Source organism: Lentzea sp. JNUCC 0626, assembly GCF_043632865.1.
Lineage (GTDB): Bacteria > Actinomycetota > Actinomycetes > Mycobacteriales > Pseudonocardiaceae > Lentzea.
Genome location: NZ_CP171635.1, coordinates 8,161,228 through 8,177,188, shown reverse-complemented (window position 1 = coordinate 8,177,188; position 15,961 = coordinate 8,161,228). Strand labels below are relative to the sequence as shown.

Sequence of the window (15,961 nt, the reverse complement as noted above, 5' to 3'; positions counted from 1 at the left end):
CATGCTGACGGCATGACTGGGGTTGATCGTCGTTCATTCCTGATCGGGGCTGCCGTGGCCGGTGCCGCTTCCACCGGTACCGCCCACGCCGCTCCCGACCACACCGCTCCCACCACTCCCGCCGCGTTCGACCACGGTGTCGCGTCCGGCGACCCGTTGCCCGACGGCGTCCTGCTGTGGACGCGCGTGGTGACGCCCGCCGCGATCCGCTGGGAGGTCGCCGCCGACCAGCGGTTCCTGCACGTGGTGAAACGCGGCGTCACGCGCACGTCGGCGGCTCGCGACCACACGGTGAAGGTCGAGGTGCACGGCCTGCGCCCGAACCACCGCTACTGGTACCGGTTCCGCGTCGGCAACGTCGTGTCGCCCGTCGGCAGGACGAAAACCGCCCCGTGCGGGTCCGAGCTGAACTTCGGGGTCGCGTCGTGCGCGAACTGGTCGGCCGGACACTTCGCGGGCTACGGCTTCCTGGCCCGGCAGGAACTCGACGCCGTGATCCACCTGGGCGACTACATCTACGAGGGCGTCTACACGCCCGCGGTCCGCCCGTCGGACCCGCCGCACGAGTGCGTGACGCTCGACGACTACCGCCGCCGCCACGCGCAGTACAAGACCGACCGGCACGTCCAGGCCCTCCACCAGGCGCATCCGGTGATCTGCACGTGGGACGACCACGAGAGCGCCGACAACTCGTCGAGCATCGGCTCACCACTGCACGATCCGGCCACCGAGGGGCCGTGGGCGGTGCGGATGGCCGCCGCGACGCAGGCCTACTTCGAGTGGATGCCGATCCGCGAGGGCAAGCTGGACCGCAGCTTCGCGTTCGGCGACCTCGCGTCGCTCACCATGCTGGACCTGCGCTCGTACCGCACCGACACGACGATTCTCGGTGCCGCGCAACGGGCCTGGCTGATCGACCGGCTGACCACCGACTCCGCGCGCTGGCAGCTCGTCGGCAACTCGGTGATGATCAGCCCGTTCAAGATCCCGCCGCTGCCGGGCTTCCCGCCGTCGAACCCCGACCAGTGGGACGGTTTCCCGGCAGACCGCGAACTCGTGCTGCGCGCGCTCGGCGACCGGAAGAACACGGTGTTCCTGACCGGGGACATCCACAGCTCGTGGGCGTGCGAGGTGCCGTTCGAGGGGCGTTCGGTGGCGACCGAGTACATCACGACGTCGCTGACCTCGGACAACTTCGACGAGATCCTGAAGGTGCCGCCGCGCACCGGGTCGTTGGTGCTGGAGGCGCAGATCCAGGCGCTGAACCCGCACGTCAAGTTCATCGAACTGGACTCGCACGGGGTCGGGACGCTGCGCGTCACGGCCGAGGAGGTGCGCTACGACTGGTACTACGTGGCGGACCGGACTGACCCGGACAGCACTGTGGCGCGTGCGAATTCGTTCCGCACGCGCCACAACACTGCTCTGACCGAGAGGGTTCCGCTCTAGGCGAGAGCAGCCAACGCCGTGTGCACCATGACGCGAACCCCGACGAGGAGCGCGCGCTCGTCGAGGTCGAACGTCGGCTGGTGCAGATCGCGCTGCTTCTCCTGACCGTTCCACACGCCGAGACGTGCGAACGAGCCGGGTACGTGCTCCAGGTACCAGCCGAAGTCCTCCCCACCGGAGGACTGCTCGGTACCTGCGAGCGCGTCGTCGCCCAGTGCGGCCTCGATGCCGGCGCGCAGGATCTGGGTCGACTCGCGGTCGTTGACCACCGGCGGCACGCCGCGGCGGTGGTGCAGGTCGAAACCGACGCCCGTCGGGGCCAGCAGGCCCGTGACGAGGTCCTTGACCAGGGGTTCCAGCTCGGCCCAGATGTCGCGGTCGCCGGTGCGCAGCGTGCCGCGCACCAGGCCGTCCTGCGGGACGGCGTTCGGCGCCTCGCCCGCGTGCACCGCGCCCCACACCAGGACGGTGCCGGAGCGGGGGTCGACGCGGCGCGACAGCATGGTCGGCAGGCCGGTGATGACCGTGCCGAGGGCGTGCACCAGGTCCGCGGTGAGGTGCGGGCGCGAGGTGTGGCCGCCGGGCGAGGAGAGCCGCAGCTCCAGCAGGTCGGACGCCGACGTGATGGCGCCGATGCGGGTGCCGATGCGGCCGACCTGCAGACGCGGGTCGCAGTGCAGGCCGAAGATCCGCTCCACGCCGTCGAGGCCGCCCGCGGCGAGCACGTCGAGCGCGCCGCCCGGCATGACCTCCTCCGCCGGCTGGAACACCAGACGGATGCGGCCCGGCAGTTCCGTCGCCGACGCGAGCGCCAGCGCGGTGCCGAGCAGGACCGTGGTGTGGGCGTCGTGACCGCACGCGTGCGACACACCGTCCACAGTGGAGCCGAACGGCAGGCCGGTGTTCTCGTGCAGCGGCAGGGCGTCCATGTCCGCGCGAAGTGCCACGCAGCGGGGGCCGTTACCGATGTCGCAGATCAGGCCGGTGCCGCCGGGGAGGATGCGCGGCTTGAGGCCCACCTCGCGCAGCAGCTTCGCCACGAGTTCGGTGGTGTTGTACTCGCGCCGGGAGAGCTCCGGGTTGGCGTGGATGTGGCGACGCCAGGCGACGACGTCGGAGGCGTGCGCCTTCAACCAGTCGTCGAGCCAGGCCGGGCCGCGGCCTTCACCGAGATCATCCACAGGAGACATGCTCACCCCGGTGGGGTCGACGAGCATCTCAGGGGACGTCTTCACAGTTGAGGAGCCCGAAGGCCGGGAGTCCAGAACCGTCATGCCGCACCTCCGCGGGCCAGCAGCCGTGCTCGCTGCCGGGAATCGGTGGCTGTCGCGATCGTCGTCCAAGCCATGGCAAGTGCTCCGTCGAGGAGCGCACGGTCGGCCGACGCCGAGGCACAGGCGGTCGCGAACTCTTGTTGGTGGTTCACCGCGTCTCCGCAGTCGATGGCGATGGTCGGGTGGATTGCGGGCAACACTCTGGTGACGTTGCCCATGTCGGTGCTCCCGATCTTCTCTCGCTGTTCCTGTTCCGGCGAGAGCGGTCGTCTGCCCAGCTCGGTGGCCGCACGCCGATAGGCGTCCGCGAGCCACGGGTCGGGAGTCAACTCGGCGTAGATCGGTGAGACCTGCACCACCTCATGGGTGCAGCCGGTCGCGAGCGCACCGGCTGAAAAGCAGTCCCGGATACGGTTCTCCAGGCGCTGCAACGATTCCAGGTTTTCCGCCCTCACGTCGAACATCGCCGACGCACGGGCGGGTATTACGTTCGGCACGGTACCGCCGTTGGTGACGATGCCGCTCACCATCTGGCCGGGCTCGAAGTGCTGCCGCAGCAGACTGATCGACATCTGCGCGATCGTCACCGCGTCCGCGGCGTTGACACCGAGGTGCGGAGCGGCCGCCGCGTGCGACGGCTTGCCCTTGTAGTGCACTTCCAGGTCCGTGATGGCCAGCGACTTCGCGGCGCACGACTCGTACGGCGCGGGGTGCACCATCATCGAGAGCGAGACGTCGTCGAACACGCCTCGTTCCAGCATGAGCACCTTGCCGCCGCCGACCTCTTCCGCCGGAGTGCCGATCACCTTGATGGTGACACCCAACTGGTCGGCGACGTCACGCAGAGCGAACGCCGTGCCGACCGAAGCGGCCGCGATCACGTTGTGACCGCACGCGTGCCCGACTTCGGGCAATGCGTCGTATTCGGCGCAAAGGCCCAGAACGAGTTCGCCGTCGCCGAACGTCGCGACGAACGCGGTGTCCAGATCAGCGACCCCGCGCTCGACCTCGAAACCCTCCTTGACCAGCAAGGAGGCGATCTTCTCGACGCTGCGGTGCTCCTCGAAGGCGAGCTCGGGCTCGGCGTGGATCGAGTGCGACAGGTCCAGCAGCGCGTCGGAGTACCGCTCGACGGTCGAGCGTGTGCTGATCTTCAAGTCGGTACCCATTGGCCACCATCCTGCATCACCACTTGACGGACGCGGTGCGCTGATGATGATCAACCGGACGGCCGGTCGCAGCGCTGCGCCGAGCGGCGAGCGAGTTTCGGTCTGACCGATCAACGATGACGCAAATGGTCGAGAGACACGCTTAATTTTGACTATCGCGTCCCATCATTTGGGACGAGTCGTCCCACCTCGAACGACGCGCGGCAGTTACCACTCACCTACTTCTTGGCCGCGCGCTCCTTGCGCCACTTCGCCCACCGCTTCTTGTTGCGGTAGTAGACCAGCGCGAACAGGACCACGGCGATGCCGCCGATCCACAGCTTGCGCTTGGTCTCCTCACGAGCTTCAGGCGACGGCTCCTGCGGCGCGTTCACGTCGGGCGCCGGGTTGACAGTCGTCTGCTGAGCGGCCGCGACAGGCGTGTTCGCCGCCTCTTGCGCGGACGCCACTCCGGCGATCCCGAGAACGCTCATCAGCGAGAACACGCAGGCCAGCAGCAACCTCGACATGGCCTGAACTCTACCTCGAATACCACGATCGAAGGTCACCCAAACTAGTTAAGCGCCTACCGTGAGTCCGATTGGAACGCCTTCAAAATCTGCTCGGCCGCAAGGGTGGCGGTGAGTTCGCCGAGTCGGACCTTCTCTTCGAGAGTGGGGGCCAACGACCGCACGGCGCTGCTCTCGCGCACCTGTCGCCACAGTTCGTCGTGGACCATCATCCAGGTCCACTCGACCTGCTGACGTCGACGTCGCTCGTCCAGTTCACCGGCCTCTTCGAGCGTCCGCCGGTGTTCCAGCACTCGGGACCACAGGTCGTCCAGACCGGCTCCGGTGAGACCCGAGCAGGTGAGCACCGGCGGGTGCCACAACGCGTCCGGCGGGCGCAGCAACTTGAGCGCCCCGGCCAGTTCGCGCGCGGCCTTGCGGGCGTCCAGCTCGTGATCGCCGTCGGCCTTGTTGACCGCGATGACGTCCGCGAGCTCCAGGATGCCCTTCTTGATCCCCTGCAGCTGGTCGCCGGTGCGCGCCAGCGTCAGGAACAGCGAGCAGTCCGTCATGTTGGCGACGGCCACCTCGGACTGCCCGACACCGACCGTCTCGACCAGCACGACGTCGAACCCGGCGGCCTCGACCAGCACGATCGTCTCGCGCGTGGCCTTGGCGACGCCGCCGAGCGTGCCGGACGTGGGCGACGGCCTGATGAACGCGTTGCGGTCCACCGAAAGGCGCTGCATCCGCGTCTTGTCGCCCAGAATGCTGCCGCCGGTGCGGGTCGAGGACGGGTCGACGGCGAGCACCGCGACCCGGTGGCCCTGCCCGGTCAGCGCGGTGCCGAGGGCGTCGATGAACGTCGACTTGCCGACGCCGGGCACGCCGGTGATGCCGACGCGGATCGCGTTGCCGGCCTTCGGGAGCAGCTCGACCAGCAGCTCCTGGGCCTTGGCCCGGTGGTCTGCCCGCGTGGACTCGACGAGCGTGATGGCTCTGGCCAGCACGCCGCGGTTGCCGTCGAGAACGCCTTTCACGTACTCGGCGACATCAATCGCCCTAGCCATGGTGTCCGAGCTGCTTCGCGAGCTTCACCAGCAGGTCCTTGGCCGCGTCCGCGATCACCGTGCCGGGCGGGAAGATCGCCGCCGCGCCCGCCGCGTACAGCTCGTCGAAGTCCTGCGGCGGAATGACGCCACCGACGACGATCATGATGTCCTCGCGGCCGAGTTTGGCGAGTTCTTCTCTGAGCGCCGGGACGAGCGTGAGGTGGCCGGCGGCGAGCGAGCTGACGCCGACAATGTGCACGTCGGCCTCCACGGCCTGGTGCGCGACCTCCTCCGGCGTCTGGAACAGCGGACCGACGTCGACGTCGAAGCCGAGGTCCGCGAACGCCGTGGCGATCACCTTCTGGCCGCGGTCATGGCCGTCCTGTCCCATCTTGGCGACGAGGATGCGCGGGCGGCGGCCCTCTTCTTCGGCGAACGTCTCGACGACCTCGCGGCAGGAGTCCACGTTGGACACAGAGCCGACCTCCTGCCGGTAGACCCCTGAGATGGTGCGGATCTGCGCGCTGTGGCGGCCCCACACCTTGCCGAGCGACTCGGAGATCTCGCCGACGGTGGCCTTGGCGCGGGCGGCGTTGATCGCCAGCTCCAGCAGGTTCCCCTCGCCGGTCGCCGCCTTGGTGAGTGCGGCCAGTGCACTGTCCACAGCGGACTGGTCGCGTTCTTCCCGGAGCCTGCGCAGCTTTTCGAGCTGCTGCGCGCGCACGCCCGCGTTGTCGACCTTGAGGACCTCGATCTGCTCGTCGTTGGTCACCAGGTACTTGTTGACGCCGATGACGGGCTGACGGCCGGAGTCGATGCGCGCCTGGGTGCGCGCCGCCGCCTCCTCGATGCGCAGCTTGGGGATCCCCTCGTCGATCGCGCGGGCCATGCCGCCGGCCTTCTCGACCTCGCTGATGTGCTCCCACGCCTTGGCGGCGAGTTCGTTGGTGAGGCGCTCGACGTACGCGCTGCCGCCCCACGGGTCGATGACGCGCGTGGTGCCCGATTCCTGTTGCAGCAGCAGCTGGGTGTTGCGGGCGATGCGCGCCGAGAAGTCGGTCGGCAGCGCCAACGCTTCGTCGAGTGCGTTGGTGTGCAACGACTGCGTGTGTCCCTGCGTCGCCGCCATCGCCTCGACGCACGTGCGCGCGACGTTGTTGAACACGTCCTGCGCGGTGAGGCTCCACCCGCTCGTCTGGCAGTGGGTCCGCAGGCTCAACGACTTCTGGCTCTTCGGCTCGAAGTCGTTGACCAGCTTCGCCCAGAGCAGCCGCGCGGCCCGCATCTTGGCGATCTCCATGAAGTAGTTCATGCCGATGGCCCAGAAGAAGCTGAGGCGTGGCGCGAACTTGTCGACGTCGAGCCCGGCCGCCTTGCCCGCGCGGATGTACTCGACGCCGTCCGCCAGCGTGTACGCCAGCTCCAGATCGGCCGTCGCCCCGGCCTCCTGCATGTGGTAGCCGGAGATGGAGATGGAGTTGTACTTCGGCATGTGCTGGGACGTGAAGGAGAAGATGTCGGAGATGATCCGCATCGACTGCTTGGGCGGGTAGATGTAGGTGTTGCGGACCATGAACTCCTTGAGGATGTCGTTCTGGATCGTCCCCATGAGCTGCTCCGGCTTCACCCCCTGCTCCTCCGCCGCCACCACGAACAGGGCGAGGATCGGCAGCACCGCGCCGTTCATCGTCATCGACACGGACATCTTGTCGAGCGGGATGCCGTCGAACAGCGTGCGCATGTCGTAGATGGAGTCGATGGCCACGCCCGCCATGCCGACGTCACCGGCGACCCGCGGGTGGTCCGAGTCGTAGCCGCGGTGGGTGGCGAGGTCGAACGCGACGGAGAGGCCCTTCTGGCCCGCGGCGAGGTTGCGGCGGTAGAAGGCGTTCGACTCCTCGGCCGTCGAGAAGCCCGCGTACTGGCGGACGGTCCACGGCTGGTTGACGTACATCGTGGGGTACGGGCCCCTGAGGAAGGGCGCCACGCCGGGGTAGGTCTGGAGGAAGTCCAGGCCCTCGCTGTCCTCCGGGCCGTAGACCGGTTTGACCGCGATGCCTTCCGGGGTCTCCCAGTTCGGCAGGTCGGTCTCGTACTTGGCCTGCGGGAGGGGGCCGAGGTCGATGTCCGCGAAGTTGGGGATCATCGCTCCACTCCCAGGAAGTCGTAGGTGTTGTTCAGGATTTCCAGCGCCGGGCAGCCCATGAAGACGAAGCCGTCGACTTCGGCCTCGGTCTTCTTGCCCGCGAGGAGTACCCGTTCAGCGCCGGCCTTGCGCAGGGCCTCGACGGTGTCGACGGCCTGGTCGGCGTAGCTGGTGTCGCTGCCGCACACGACCGCGATCTTCGCGCCGGATTCCTGGAAGCGTTCGGCCACTTCCTGCGCGGTCTTGGTGGGGCCGGCGTTCGGGGTGGCGAAGCCACCCGCGTTGAAGAGGTTCGCCGCGAAGGTGGCGCGTGCGGTGTGGGCGGCCACCGGGCCGAGGGTGGCCAGGAAGACCTGCGGGCGTTCGGGCTGGGCTTCGGCGAGGTCGCGCAGCTCCTCGAAGGCCTGTGCATAACGCACCCGCGGCAGCCCGAAATTGTCAGACCTGCCTGAGAAACTTGGAGTGGGGGGTGCATCCCCCCAGGGGGCCTGCGAGTCGGAATCGATCCGGAAGGGTTCGCGGACGACGGGCTTCTCGGTCAGGTTCGGGAACTCGCTGACGCCCGTGATCGGGTCGCGGCGGTTCGCGAGCCGAGCCGACCGCGCCGCCCACGTCGAGGCGAGACGGCCGGCCACCAGCGACCCGGCCTCGGCGATCCCACCGGCGCGTTCGATCTCCTGGAACCAGGCCCAGGCCTGGACGGCCAGCGCGTCGGTCAGCTGCTCGACGTACCAGGACCCGGCCGCGGGGTCGATCACCTCGCCGAGGTGCGACTCCTCCAGCAGCAGGTTCTGCGTGTTGCGCGCGATCCGCCGCGCGAACTCGTCCGGCAGCCCGATGGCCGCGTCGAACGGTTGCACCGTCACCGCGTCCGCCCCGCCCAGACCCGCCGCGAGGCAGGCGATGGTCGTGCGCAGCATGTTCACCCAGGGATCGCGGCGGGTCATCATCGCCGACGACGTCACGGCGTGCTGCACCTGAACAGCGTCGGAAACGCCCGACACCTCGGCCACCCGAGCCCACAACCGCCGCGCCGCCCGCAGCTTCGCGATCGTCGAGAACTGGTCGGCCGTCGCGGCGAACCGGAACTCCAGCGCACCGAAAGCAGCAGCCTCGGAGAACCCGGCCGCGGTCAGCGCACGCAGGTACGAGACGCCCAGCGCCAGCGAAGCGCCCAACTCCTCGGCGTCCGAACCACCCGCGTCGTGGAACGGCAGCGCGTCCACCACACACGTCCGCAGAGCGGGGAAGGCGGATGCCGCGCGGATGACGTCGAGGGCCTCGCCGAACGGCGCCAGCCCCAGGTTGCCGCGCACCTCGGAAGCCAGCACCGGCGCCTGGTCCCACACCCGCAGCATCGCGCGCGCCAGGTCCACCGAACCGTCGAGCACCACCGGTGCGAGATCGAGGTAGACGCCGTCGAGCAGCCGTTCCAGCGACGACGGCGGGACGGACAGCCACAACGAGGTGACGCCGCCCTCCAGGTCGTTCATCAACGCCACCGGATCGGGCACGGCGTGGCGCTGCCGGACGTCCCAGCCCTGGCGGACGGGCGCCAGCGCGTAAGGCACCGGGGGGGCGTCGGAAAGGGTGTAGAGCGGCTGGAGTTCGATGCCGTCGTACGTCCTGGTGACCAGCGAGTCGTAGCTCGCGCCGGTCTTGCGGAGGACAGCGTCGACCAGCTCACGCCACTGCTCTTGCGACGCTGCGGGGAACTCGTTCGGGCGGAATTCGGCGGGCAAGGCCAACTCCATCATGCGTTGCAGTGTTACCGACCAGTACCGACACGGCTATGTGAGGTTCACCGCCGTTAACGATGCAGTCAGTGTGTCAGGAACAATGGGAACGTGGAGAACGGTGACCAGGATCGCTTGATCGCGGCTAGGTACCGGCTGCTGCACCTGCTGGGCCAGGGCTCGATGGGCACCGTCTGGGCTGCCCACGACGAGGTGCTGCGCAGGCAGGTCGCGGTCAAGGGAATCCTGCGGCCTCCGGGCATGCCCGACGTCGAGGCCGACCTGCTCAGGGAACGCACGATGCGCGAGGCACGGGCCGTCGCCGCGTTGTCCCACCCGAACCTCGTCACGCTCTACGACGTCGTCCAGCACGACGGCGACCCGTACGTCGTGATGGAACTCGTGCCGTCGCGCAGCCTCGGCGAGGTGTTGCAGGAGCAGGGCTGCCTCACCGAGAAGCAGGGTGCGGCCGTGCTCGACGCGGTGGCGGCGGCGCTGGCGTCGGCGCACCGGGCGGGCATCACGCACCGGGACGTGAAGCCCGGCAACGTCCTCATCGCGGACGACGGCCGGGTGAAGCTCACCGACTTCGGCATCGCGCGCAACGTCGCCGAGGCCACCATGACCGCGCGCGGCATCACGCTCGGCACGCCCGCCTACATCGCGCCCGAGGTGGCGCAGGGTGGTGACGTGTCGGCGGCCGCGGACCGGTGGTCGCTCGGCGCGACGATGTGGGCCGCGATGGCGGGCGAGCCGCCGTACGTGGGCAAGAACGTCATGCAGACGATCAACGCCGTCATCCACGGCGAGGTCCCGGTGCCGGCGGGCGCGGGCAGGCTCTCCCCCGTGATCAGCGGGCTGATGCGCAAGGACGCCGGCGACCGGCTGTCGCTCGTCGACGTCCGCAAGCAGGTCTACGCGTTGCTGCCGGAGCCGGGCACCGACGCGTTCGAGGTGCGCAACGCCGTGCCGTTGCCGGTCGTCGTGCGGCCCAAGCCCAAGATCCAGCCGGACGCGCCGCTGGCCGACGACCCCGGTCCGTTGCCGTTCCTCCTCACCAACCCCGTCGAACCGGCCCGCCGCCGCAGCCGGGTCGCGACGGTGTTCGTGCTGGTCGCGGCCGTGCTGCTGTTCATCGTGGGGTCGGGCGGCGGGTTCGCGCTGACCAGGTACGCGGCGGGCGCGCCCCTGCTGCCGCCGACCGCGCAGACCCTGCCCACGCTGCCGACCCTGCCCACGTCGGCGACCCTGCAGCAGCGCACCGCGTCGGCCGCGTTCGCGAACGGCGACCAGGGCGGCAAGTTCACGCTGAGCGTCGAGCAGAGCTGGACGACCTACGCCGAGCAGCGGGTCGGCGACTCGTGGTGGCCCGCGTCCGCGGTGGTGCACTTCGTGTCCGGGAGCGGTGCGTACGAGGTGACGGTCCGGCGGTTCCCCGAGTTCTACCCGAAGCGCGACATCGAGTCGTACGTCACCGGCGTGATCGCGCACTGGCCCGACGCGTTCTTCGGCGGCGAGAAGGTGGCGACGCCGAACCTCGCGGGGCCGCGCAACGAGGACAGCATCCAGCTCGTCTACAAGACCGTCGAGGGCGAGGGCCGGGACGCGCTGCGGCGGTCGCACTTCTCGCGGGTGCTGCCGTACGGCAACGACCTGTGGGTGGTCGAGGTGATCGTGCCCACGGAGCAGGAGGACGAGGCACGCGCGCGCCTCTTCGACGCGATCGCCTCGACGTTCGCCCCGGTTTAAGCTCTCGCGGTGACTCCAGAAGAGCTGGCCGGCAAGGCCGCGGAAGAGATCCAGAGCCGCACCGGCAACGCGAAGCACGACATCGCCATCGTGCTCGGCTCCGGCTGGCGGCCCGCCGCCGACGTGATCGGCGACCCCGTCACCGAGATCCCGGTGGGCGAGCTGACGGGCTTCGAGGCGCCGACCGCGCTCGGCCACGGCGGCACCATCCGTTCCGTCGAGGTCGGGGGCAAGAAGGTCCTCGTCGTGCTCGGCCGCACCCACGGCTACGAAGGCAAGGGCGTTCAGAAGGTCGTCCACGGCGTGCGCACGGTCGCGGCCGCGGGCGTGCAGACGGTCGTGCTCACCAACGCGGCCGGTGGCCTGCGGCAGGGCATGTCCGTCGGGCAGCCGGTGCTGATCTCCGACCACCTGAACCTGACGGCGGTGTCGCCGCTGGTCGGGGCGCGGTTCGTGGACCTCACGGACCTGTACTCGCCGCGGCTGCGCAAGGTCGCGCAGGAGATCGATTCGTCGTTGGAGGAGGGCGTGTACGCGGGGCTGCCCGGCCCGCACTTCGAGACGCCCGCCGAGATCCGGATGCTGCGCACGATGGGCGCGGACCTGGTCGGCATGTCGACCGTGCACGAGGCGATCGCCGCGCGTGCCGAGGGCGTCGAGGTGTTCGGGTTGTCGCTGGTCACGAACCTCGCGGCGGGCATCACCGGTGAGCCGCTGAACCACCAGGAGGTGCTGGAGGCCGGTGCCGCGGCCGCCGAGCGCATGGGCACGCTGCTGCGCGAGCTGGTGGCGCGGGCATGAGCCTGACGCCGGCACTGCGCGACGCGACGTTCCGGTGGATCGCTGACGACCCGTCGGACGCGACCCGAACCGAGCTGCAGACCGTGTTGGCGCGGGCGATGGGCGGCGACCCCGCCGCCTTGGAGGACCTCCAAGACCGGATGGCCGGTCCGCTCACGTTCGGCACGGCCGGGCTGCGCGGGCCGGTGCGCGCGGGCACCAACGGCATGAACGTCGCCACGGTGGTCCGCACGACCGCCGGGCTGGCGGCGTGGCTCGGATCGTCCTCCGGCGTGGTGTTCGTGGGCCGGGACGCGCGGCACGGCTCCGAGGAGTTCGCCGTGGCCGCCGCCGAGGTGATGGCGGCGGCGGGGTTCGACGTCCGGTTGCTGCCGGGGCCGTTGCCGACGCCCGTGCTGGCGTACCTGGTGCGCGCACACGGTGCGGTGGCGGGGATCCAGATCACGGCGTCGCACAACCCGCCCGCGGACAACGGCTACAAGCTCTATCTGAGCGGCGGTTCGCAGATCGTGCCGCCGTCGGACGGCGAGATCGAGAAGGCGATCGAGGGCGTTCCGGCGGCGGTGTCCGTGCCGCGGAACTTCACGTACACAACGCTTTCCGACTCCGACGTCGACGCGTACCTGGAGCGGGTGGCGTCGCTGCCGCGCGGGAACTCGCGTTCGTTGAAGATCGCACTGACGCCGATGCACGGCGTGGGTGGCGCGTTCGCCGTGGAAGCGTTGCGGCGCGCGGGTTTCACCGACGTGCACGTGGTGCGGTCGCAGGCGGTGCCGGACCCGGACTTCCCGACCGTGGTGTTCCCGAACCCGGAGGAGCCCGGCGCGTCCGACGAGCTGCTTTCCCTTGCGGCGTCGGTGGATGCGGACCTGGCCATCGCGCTGGACCCGGACGCGGACCGGTGTGCGCTGGGCGTGCGGGACGGCTCGACGTGGCGGATGTTGCGCGGCGACGAGACGGGCGTGCTGCTCGGTTCGCTCGTGCTGTCGACCGCGGAGTCCGCGGATCCGTTGGTGGCCACGACGATCGTGTCGTCGTCGCTGTTGAAGTCGATCGCTTCCGCGCACGGCGCGCGGTACGTGGAGACGCTGACGGGCTTCAAGTGGCTGGCGCGCGCGGGCGAGGGCCTGGTGTTCGCCTACGAGGAAGCGCTCGGCAACTGCGTGGACCCGGAGTTCGTGGCGGACAAGGACGGCATCTCGGCCGCCGTCGTCGCCGCGGACCTCGCCGCGGGCCTGAAGGCGTCCGGGCGGACGTTGCTGGACGCGCTGGACCAGCTCGCGCTGGACCACGGCCTGCACCTGACCGACCAGGTCTCGTTGCGCTACACCGATCTCAGCCTGATCGGCGCGACGATGGCGCGACTGCGCGCCGAACCGCCGGGTGACTTCGCGTCCGAGGACCTGCTGCCCGGCGCGGACGTGCTGCGCTGGACCGCCGACGGCGTGCGGGTGATCGTGCGCCCGTCCGGCACGGAGCCGAAGCTCAAGGCGTACCTGGAGGTCGTCGAACCGGTCACGGACGGACTGGAGTCCGCCCGTGCGTCAGGTAGGGCCAGGTTGGCTGAACTGCGGGAACGGGTGACGGAACTCGTCAGCTAGTGGTGTGACGTCACACCACTAGCCCGGGAACACGAGCGCCCAGGCCAGCGCGAGCACGGCGAGAACGAATCCCCCACCGGCCACGAGGTAGGCCCTTCTGGTCGGTGGGGCGATCGCGTTGCGACGGCCTTCGGTGACGGCCGCCACGGCGATCCGCCCGAAGATGTACGCGATCGCGCAGAGCCCCACGCCGAGCCCGAACAACATCGTGTTGATGTCCCACGGGCTGTGGTCGAACCCCGGCCACACGGACGCGAAGAGGGGTCCGATCCCGATCATGCCGATGCTGACACCGAGGCCGAAACCCCAGGTGATGCGCCGCTGACGGGGGCTGGTGTGCATTAGGGCGGTGGTCTTCATGGTCCCTCCTGTGTACACCCTTTAGGACGTGCTTCCGGCGTCAGGGTTCCGTTTGGTCATCAACAGGAACGCCTGCGGTCCGCCTTCGTCCACACCCTTCTGACGTTGCAACCGCGCCACTTCGTTGAACCCGGCTTTGGTCGCGTTGCTCACGGTCTCGTCCATGTCGTGCCAGTGGACTTCGAGATCGACGTCGTGGCCGTAGGCGTGGGTGAGCGGCTTTCGCAGGTCACCCAGTTTGAAGGCGTGCAGCAGGTGTCCGCCAGGCCTGAGGACCCGGTGCAGTTCGTGCCACGGCACCTCATTCGCTGCCATGTGGACTGTCGAGTACCAGACGACGGCGCCGCCGAGGCTGTTGTCCTCCAGGTTCAGCGCGGTCATGTCGCCCTGGGTGAACTTGAGGTGCGGGTACAACTTTCTCGCCTGTTCGAGCATGCCGTCGGACAGGTCGACGCCTTCGACTTCCAGCCCCAGTTCGTGCAGGTGCTGCGTGATGCGGCCGGTGCCGCAGCCGATGTCCGCCACCGGGCTGTCCGTCAGTTCGGCGAACGCTCGCATGATGGAGGCGTCGAGCGGGCGGCCGTCGTGCGCGTCCGGGATGAGGCGGGCGTAGTCGGCGGCAACAACGTCGTAGGAGGCGCGGGTCATGGTCATCTATGTTGCCGCTCATGGACTACACGCGGCGTGATCTCGCGGTCGCCTACCTCAACGCGCACGAGATGCCCGAGTTCGGCCCCACTCCACCTGTCGCCTCACTCGCGGTGAGGATGCAGACGTACCACCGGGACCTGCTGCGCGGCCTGCGACACCTCTTCGACTTCACCCTGAAGGACGAGCCGGCCCTGCTGTTCTTCCTGAACAGCGTCGCGCATTCGTACCGCAGCAACACGACCCCGCTCTCCGGGGTGCTCGAGGCCGGCCCGCTGTACAAGCGCGTCGACGGCACCGGGACGCTGGAGGTGTGCGATGAACTGCACGAGATGCACCGCAAGTCGCAGGTGCGGCACGTCGACCTGGCCGTGATGATCCTGGAGTTGGCCAAGCCGGACGACGGGCAGGTCGTGACGAGTGAGCAACTGCGGGCGATCGGCGTGGACGACGAGGAGCCGACCGATCCCGACTTCGAGTGGTACTGAGCCTTCCGGTGGCCGTGCTGCCTGCGCAAATGCGGTGGGTCCGGCGCAGCTTGGTCATCTAAGTTGCCGTTCATGGACTACACGCGGCGTGATCTCGCCCAGGCCGTGCTCGACGCGCACCCGGACAGCAGGCGCGGGCTCAACATGTTCTACGGCGCGTTCAGCGACGACATGAAGGAGTACCAGGTTCAGCTCCGCGACGGCCTGCTGAAGGCGTTCGGAGTCGACCTGAGCACCGACCCGGCGATGTGGATGATGCTGAACGGCACGGTGGATTCGAACGCGGCCATCAGGGGCCCGATGAGCAACTTCGGCGAAGCCAGCCTGCTGCACAAGAGGCTGGAGGGCAGCGGCGTCCTCGACAAGGTCGGCGAGATCTACGAGCTGAACGAGAAGTCGCTTGAGGCGCACCTCGACATCGTCGAGGAGCTGCTCGGCATCGTGGACTCGTCGGTCCGGACGGTGACCACGGACGATCTGGTCGCGCTCGGCGTGAACGTCACTCCGCCGAACACCAACGACTACGAGATGGACTACTGATGGCTCGCCTCCTGATCGTCCACCACACGCCGTCGCCCGCCCTCCAGGCGATGTTCGAGGCCGTGGTCGCCGGCGCCTCCACCCCCGAGATCGAGGGTGTCGAGGTCGTCCGCAAAGCAGCGTTGTCCACAACCGCTGTGGATGTTCTGGAGGCCGACGGCTACCTGCTGGGGACGCCCGCCAACCTCGGCTACATGAGCGGTGCGTTGAAGCACTTCTTCGACACCGTTTACTACCCGTGTCTCGACTCCACTCGAGGTCGGCCGTACGGGCTTTACGTACACGGCAACAACGACGTGGTGGGTGCGGTGAGGAGTGTGGAGACCGCGACCACCGGGTTGGCGTGGGAGAAGGCGGCGCCGCACGTCACCGTGACGGGTGAGGTGGGCAAGGTCGACGCGGAGGCTTGCTGGGAGCTCGGCGCGACTGTTGCGGCCCAGTTGTCCACATGAAACCAGGG

15 protein-coding genes are annotated in these 15,961 nt (G+C 69.0%); 7 read left to right on the top strand and 8 right to left on the bottom strand.

Annotated elements, in window-relative coordinates:
* The first annotated feature begins 12 nt into the window (after positions 1–12).
* The gene (locus JNUCC0626_RS38125) at positions 13–1,449 is read left to right on the top strand and encodes an alkaline phosphatase D family protein (protein ID WP_394615516.1); all 1,437 of its coding nucleotides are present in this window, start codon (positions 13–15) and stop codon (positions 1,447–1,449) included.
* On the opposite strand, the gene JNUCC0626_RS38120 is transcribed toward JNUCC0626_RS38125, so the two are convergent.
* From JNUCC0626_RS38120 to JNUCC0626_RS38095, 6 genes are all read right to left on the bottom strand, one after another.
* On the bottom strand, positions 1,446–2,723 hold the full coding sequence (locus tag JNUCC0626_RS38120) for a M20 family metallopeptidase (RefSeq protein ID WP_394615515.1): 1,278 nt from the start codon (positions 2,721–2,723) through the stop codon (positions 1,446–1,448). The two genes, JNUCC0626_RS38125 and JNUCC0626_RS38120, sit on opposite strands and share 4 nt — an antisense overlap.
* On the bottom strand, positions 2,720–3,892 hold the full coding sequence (locus tag JNUCC0626_RS38115; protein WP_394615514.1) for a M20 family metallopeptidase: 1,173 nt from the start codon (positions 3,890–3,892) through the stop codon (positions 2,720–2,722). The genes JNUCC0626_RS38120 and JNUCC0626_RS38115 overlap by 4 nt, the downstream gene beginning before the upstream one ends.
* Positions 3,893–4,110: 218 nt before the next feature.
* Entirely contained in the window at positions 4,111–4,401 is a 291-nt protein-coding gene (locus tag JNUCC0626_RS38110; protein ID WP_382443454.1) for a hypothetical protein, read from the bottom strand.
* Between the two features lie 56 nt (positions 4,402–4,457).
* Positions 4,458–5,450, bottom strand: a complete 993-nt coding sequence (gene meaB / locus JNUCC0626_RS38105) for a methylmalonyl Co-A mutase-associated GTPase MeaB (protein WP_394615513.1) — start codon at positions 5,448–5,450, stop codon at positions 4,458–4,460.
* On the bottom strand, positions 5,443–7,578 hold the full coding sequence (gene scpA, locus JNUCC0626_RS38100) for a methylmalonyl-CoA mutase (protein WP_394615512.1): 2,136 nt from the start codon (positions 7,576–7,578) through the stop codon (positions 5,443–5,445). Before scpA ends, meaB begins: the two co-directional genes overlap by 8 nt.
* Positions 7,575–9,335 carry a methylmalonyl-CoA mutase family protein gene (locus JNUCC0626_RS38095; RefSeq protein WP_394615511.1) on the bottom strand — a complete coding sequence of 587 codons (1,761 nt, stop codon included), beginning with the start codon at positions 9,333–9,335 and terminating at the stop codon, positions 7,575–7,577. The genes scpA and JNUCC0626_RS38095 overlap by 4 nt, the downstream gene beginning before the upstream one ends.
* A gap of 114 nt (positions 9,336–9,449) precedes the next feature.
* Here JNUCC0626_RS38095 and JNUCC0626_RS38090 point away from each other — a divergent pair, with 114 nt between their 5' ends.
* The 3 genes from JNUCC0626_RS38090 to JNUCC0626_RS38080 are packed head-to-tail and all read left to right on the top strand — an operon-like array spanning position 9,450 to position 13,465.
* Entirely contained in the window at positions 9,450–11,063 is a 1,614-nt protein-coding gene (locus JNUCC0626_RS38090) for a serine/threonine-protein kinase (RefSeq protein ID WP_394615510.1), read from the top strand.
* 9 nt (positions 11,064–11,072) lie between these two features.
* Positions 11,073–11,864, top strand: a complete 792-nt coding sequence (locus JNUCC0626_RS38085) for a purine-nucleoside phosphorylase (RefSeq protein ID WP_394615509.1) — start codon at positions 11,073–11,075, stop codon at positions 11,862–11,864.
* Positions 11,861–13,465: a phospho-sugar mutase gene (locus tag JNUCC0626_RS38080; RefSeq protein WP_394615508.1), complete on the top strand. Its 1,605-nt coding sequence runs from the start codon at positions 11,861–11,863 to the stop codon at positions 13,463–13,465. Before JNUCC0626_RS38085 ends, JNUCC0626_RS38080 begins: the two co-directional genes overlap by 4 nt.
* Positions 13,466–13,483: 18 nt before the next feature.
* On the opposite strand, the gene JNUCC0626_RS38075 is transcribed toward JNUCC0626_RS38080, so the two are convergent.
* Both JNUCC0626_RS38075 and JNUCC0626_RS38070 read right to left on the bottom strand, forming a co-directional pair.
* The gene (locus JNUCC0626_RS38075) at positions 13,484–13,825 is read right to left on the bottom strand and encodes a hypothetical protein (RefSeq protein WP_394615507.1); all 342 of its coding nucleotides are present in this window, start codon (positions 13,823–13,825) and stop codon (positions 13,484–13,486) included.
* A gap of 21 nt (positions 13,826–13,846) precedes the next feature.
* On the bottom strand, positions 13,847–14,473 hold the full coding sequence (locus tag JNUCC0626_RS38070) for a class I SAM-dependent methyltransferase (RefSeq protein ID WP_394615506.1): 627 nt from the start codon (positions 14,471–14,473) through the stop codon (positions 13,847–13,849).
* A 20-nt stretch (positions 14,474–14,493) separates the two neighbouring features.
* On the opposite strand from JNUCC0626_RS38070, the gene JNUCC0626_RS38065 reads away from it, so the two are divergent.
* The 3 genes from JNUCC0626_RS38065 (at position 14,494) to JNUCC0626_RS38055 (ending at position 15,953) form a co-directional block, all read left to right on the top strand.
* On the top strand, positions 14,494–14,961 hold the full coding sequence (locus tag JNUCC0626_RS38065; protein WP_394615505.1) for a hypothetical protein: 468 nt from the start codon (positions 14,494–14,496) through the stop codon (positions 14,959–14,961).
* A 72-nt stretch (positions 14,962–15,033) separates the two neighbouring features.
* The gene (locus tag JNUCC0626_RS38060) at positions 15,034–15,501 is read left to right on the top strand and encodes a hypothetical protein (RefSeq protein WP_394615504.1); all 468 of its coding nucleotides are present in this window, start codon (positions 15,034–15,036) and stop codon (positions 15,499–15,501) included.
* The gene (locus tag JNUCC0626_RS38055; protein ID WP_394615503.1) at positions 15,501–15,953 is read left to right on the top strand and encodes a flavodoxin family protein; all 453 of its coding nucleotides are present in this window, start codon (positions 15,501–15,503) and stop codon (positions 15,951–15,953) included. Before JNUCC0626_RS38060 ends, JNUCC0626_RS38055 begins: the two co-directional genes overlap by 1 nt.
* Positions 15,954–15,961 lie beyond the last annotated feature (8 nt).

Excerpts from the sequence above, each read along its gene's own strand:
- meaB (WP_394615513.1), bottom strand. The coding sequence starts at position 5,450 with ATGGCTAGGGCGATTGATGTCGCCGAGTACGTGAAAGGCGTTCTCGAC.
- JNUCC0626_RS38120 (WP_394615515.1), bottom strand. The coding sequence starts at position 2,723 with ATGACGGTTCTGGACTCCCGGCCTTCGGGCTCCTCAACTGTGAAGACG.
- JNUCC0626_RS38095 (WP_394615511.1), bottom strand. The coding sequence starts at position 9,335 with ATGATGGAGTTGGCCTTGCCCGCCGAATTCCGCCCGAACGAGTTCCCC.
- JNUCC0626_RS38055 (WP_394615503.1), top strand. The coding sequence starts at position 15,501 with ATGGCTCGCCTCCTGATCGTCCACCACACGCCGTCGCCCGCCCTCCAG.
- JNUCC0626_RS38080 (WP_394615508.1), top strand. The coding sequence starts at position 11,861 with ATGAGCCTGACGCCGGCACTGCGCGACGCGACGTTCCGGTGGATCGCT.
- JNUCC0626_RS38110 (WP_382443454.1), bottom strand. The coding sequence starts at position 4,401 with ATGTCGAGGTTGCTGCTGGCCTGCGTGTTCTCGCTGATGAGCGTTCTC.
- scpA (WP_394615512.1), bottom strand. The coding sequence starts at position 7,578 with ATGATCCCCAACTTCGCGGACATCGACCTCGGCCCCCTCCCGCAGGCC.
- JNUCC0626_RS38075 (WP_394615507.1), bottom strand. The coding sequence starts at position 13,825 with ATGAAGACCACCGCCCTAATGCACACCAGCCCCCGTCAGCGGCGCATC.
- JNUCC0626_RS38125 (WP_394615516.1), top strand. The coding sequence starts at position 13 with ATGACTGGGGTTGATCGTCGTTCATTCCTGATCGGGGCTGCCGTGGCC.
- JNUCC0626_RS38115 (WP_394615514.1), bottom strand. The coding sequence starts at position 3,892 with ATGGGTACCGACTTGAAGATCAGCACACGCTCGACCGTCGAGCGGTAC.
- JNUCC0626_RS38065 (WP_394615505.1), top strand. The coding sequence starts at position 14,494 with ATGGACTACACGCGGCGTGATCTCGCGGTCGCCTACCTCAACGCGCAC.
- JNUCC0626_RS38070 (WP_394615506.1), bottom strand. The coding sequence starts at position 14,473 with ATGACCCGCGCCTCCTACGACGTTGTTGCCGCCGACTACGCCCGCCTC.
- JNUCC0626_RS38060 (WP_394615504.1), top strand. The coding sequence starts at position 15,034 with ATGGACTACACGCGGCGTGATCTCGCCCAGGCCGTGCTCGACGCGCAC.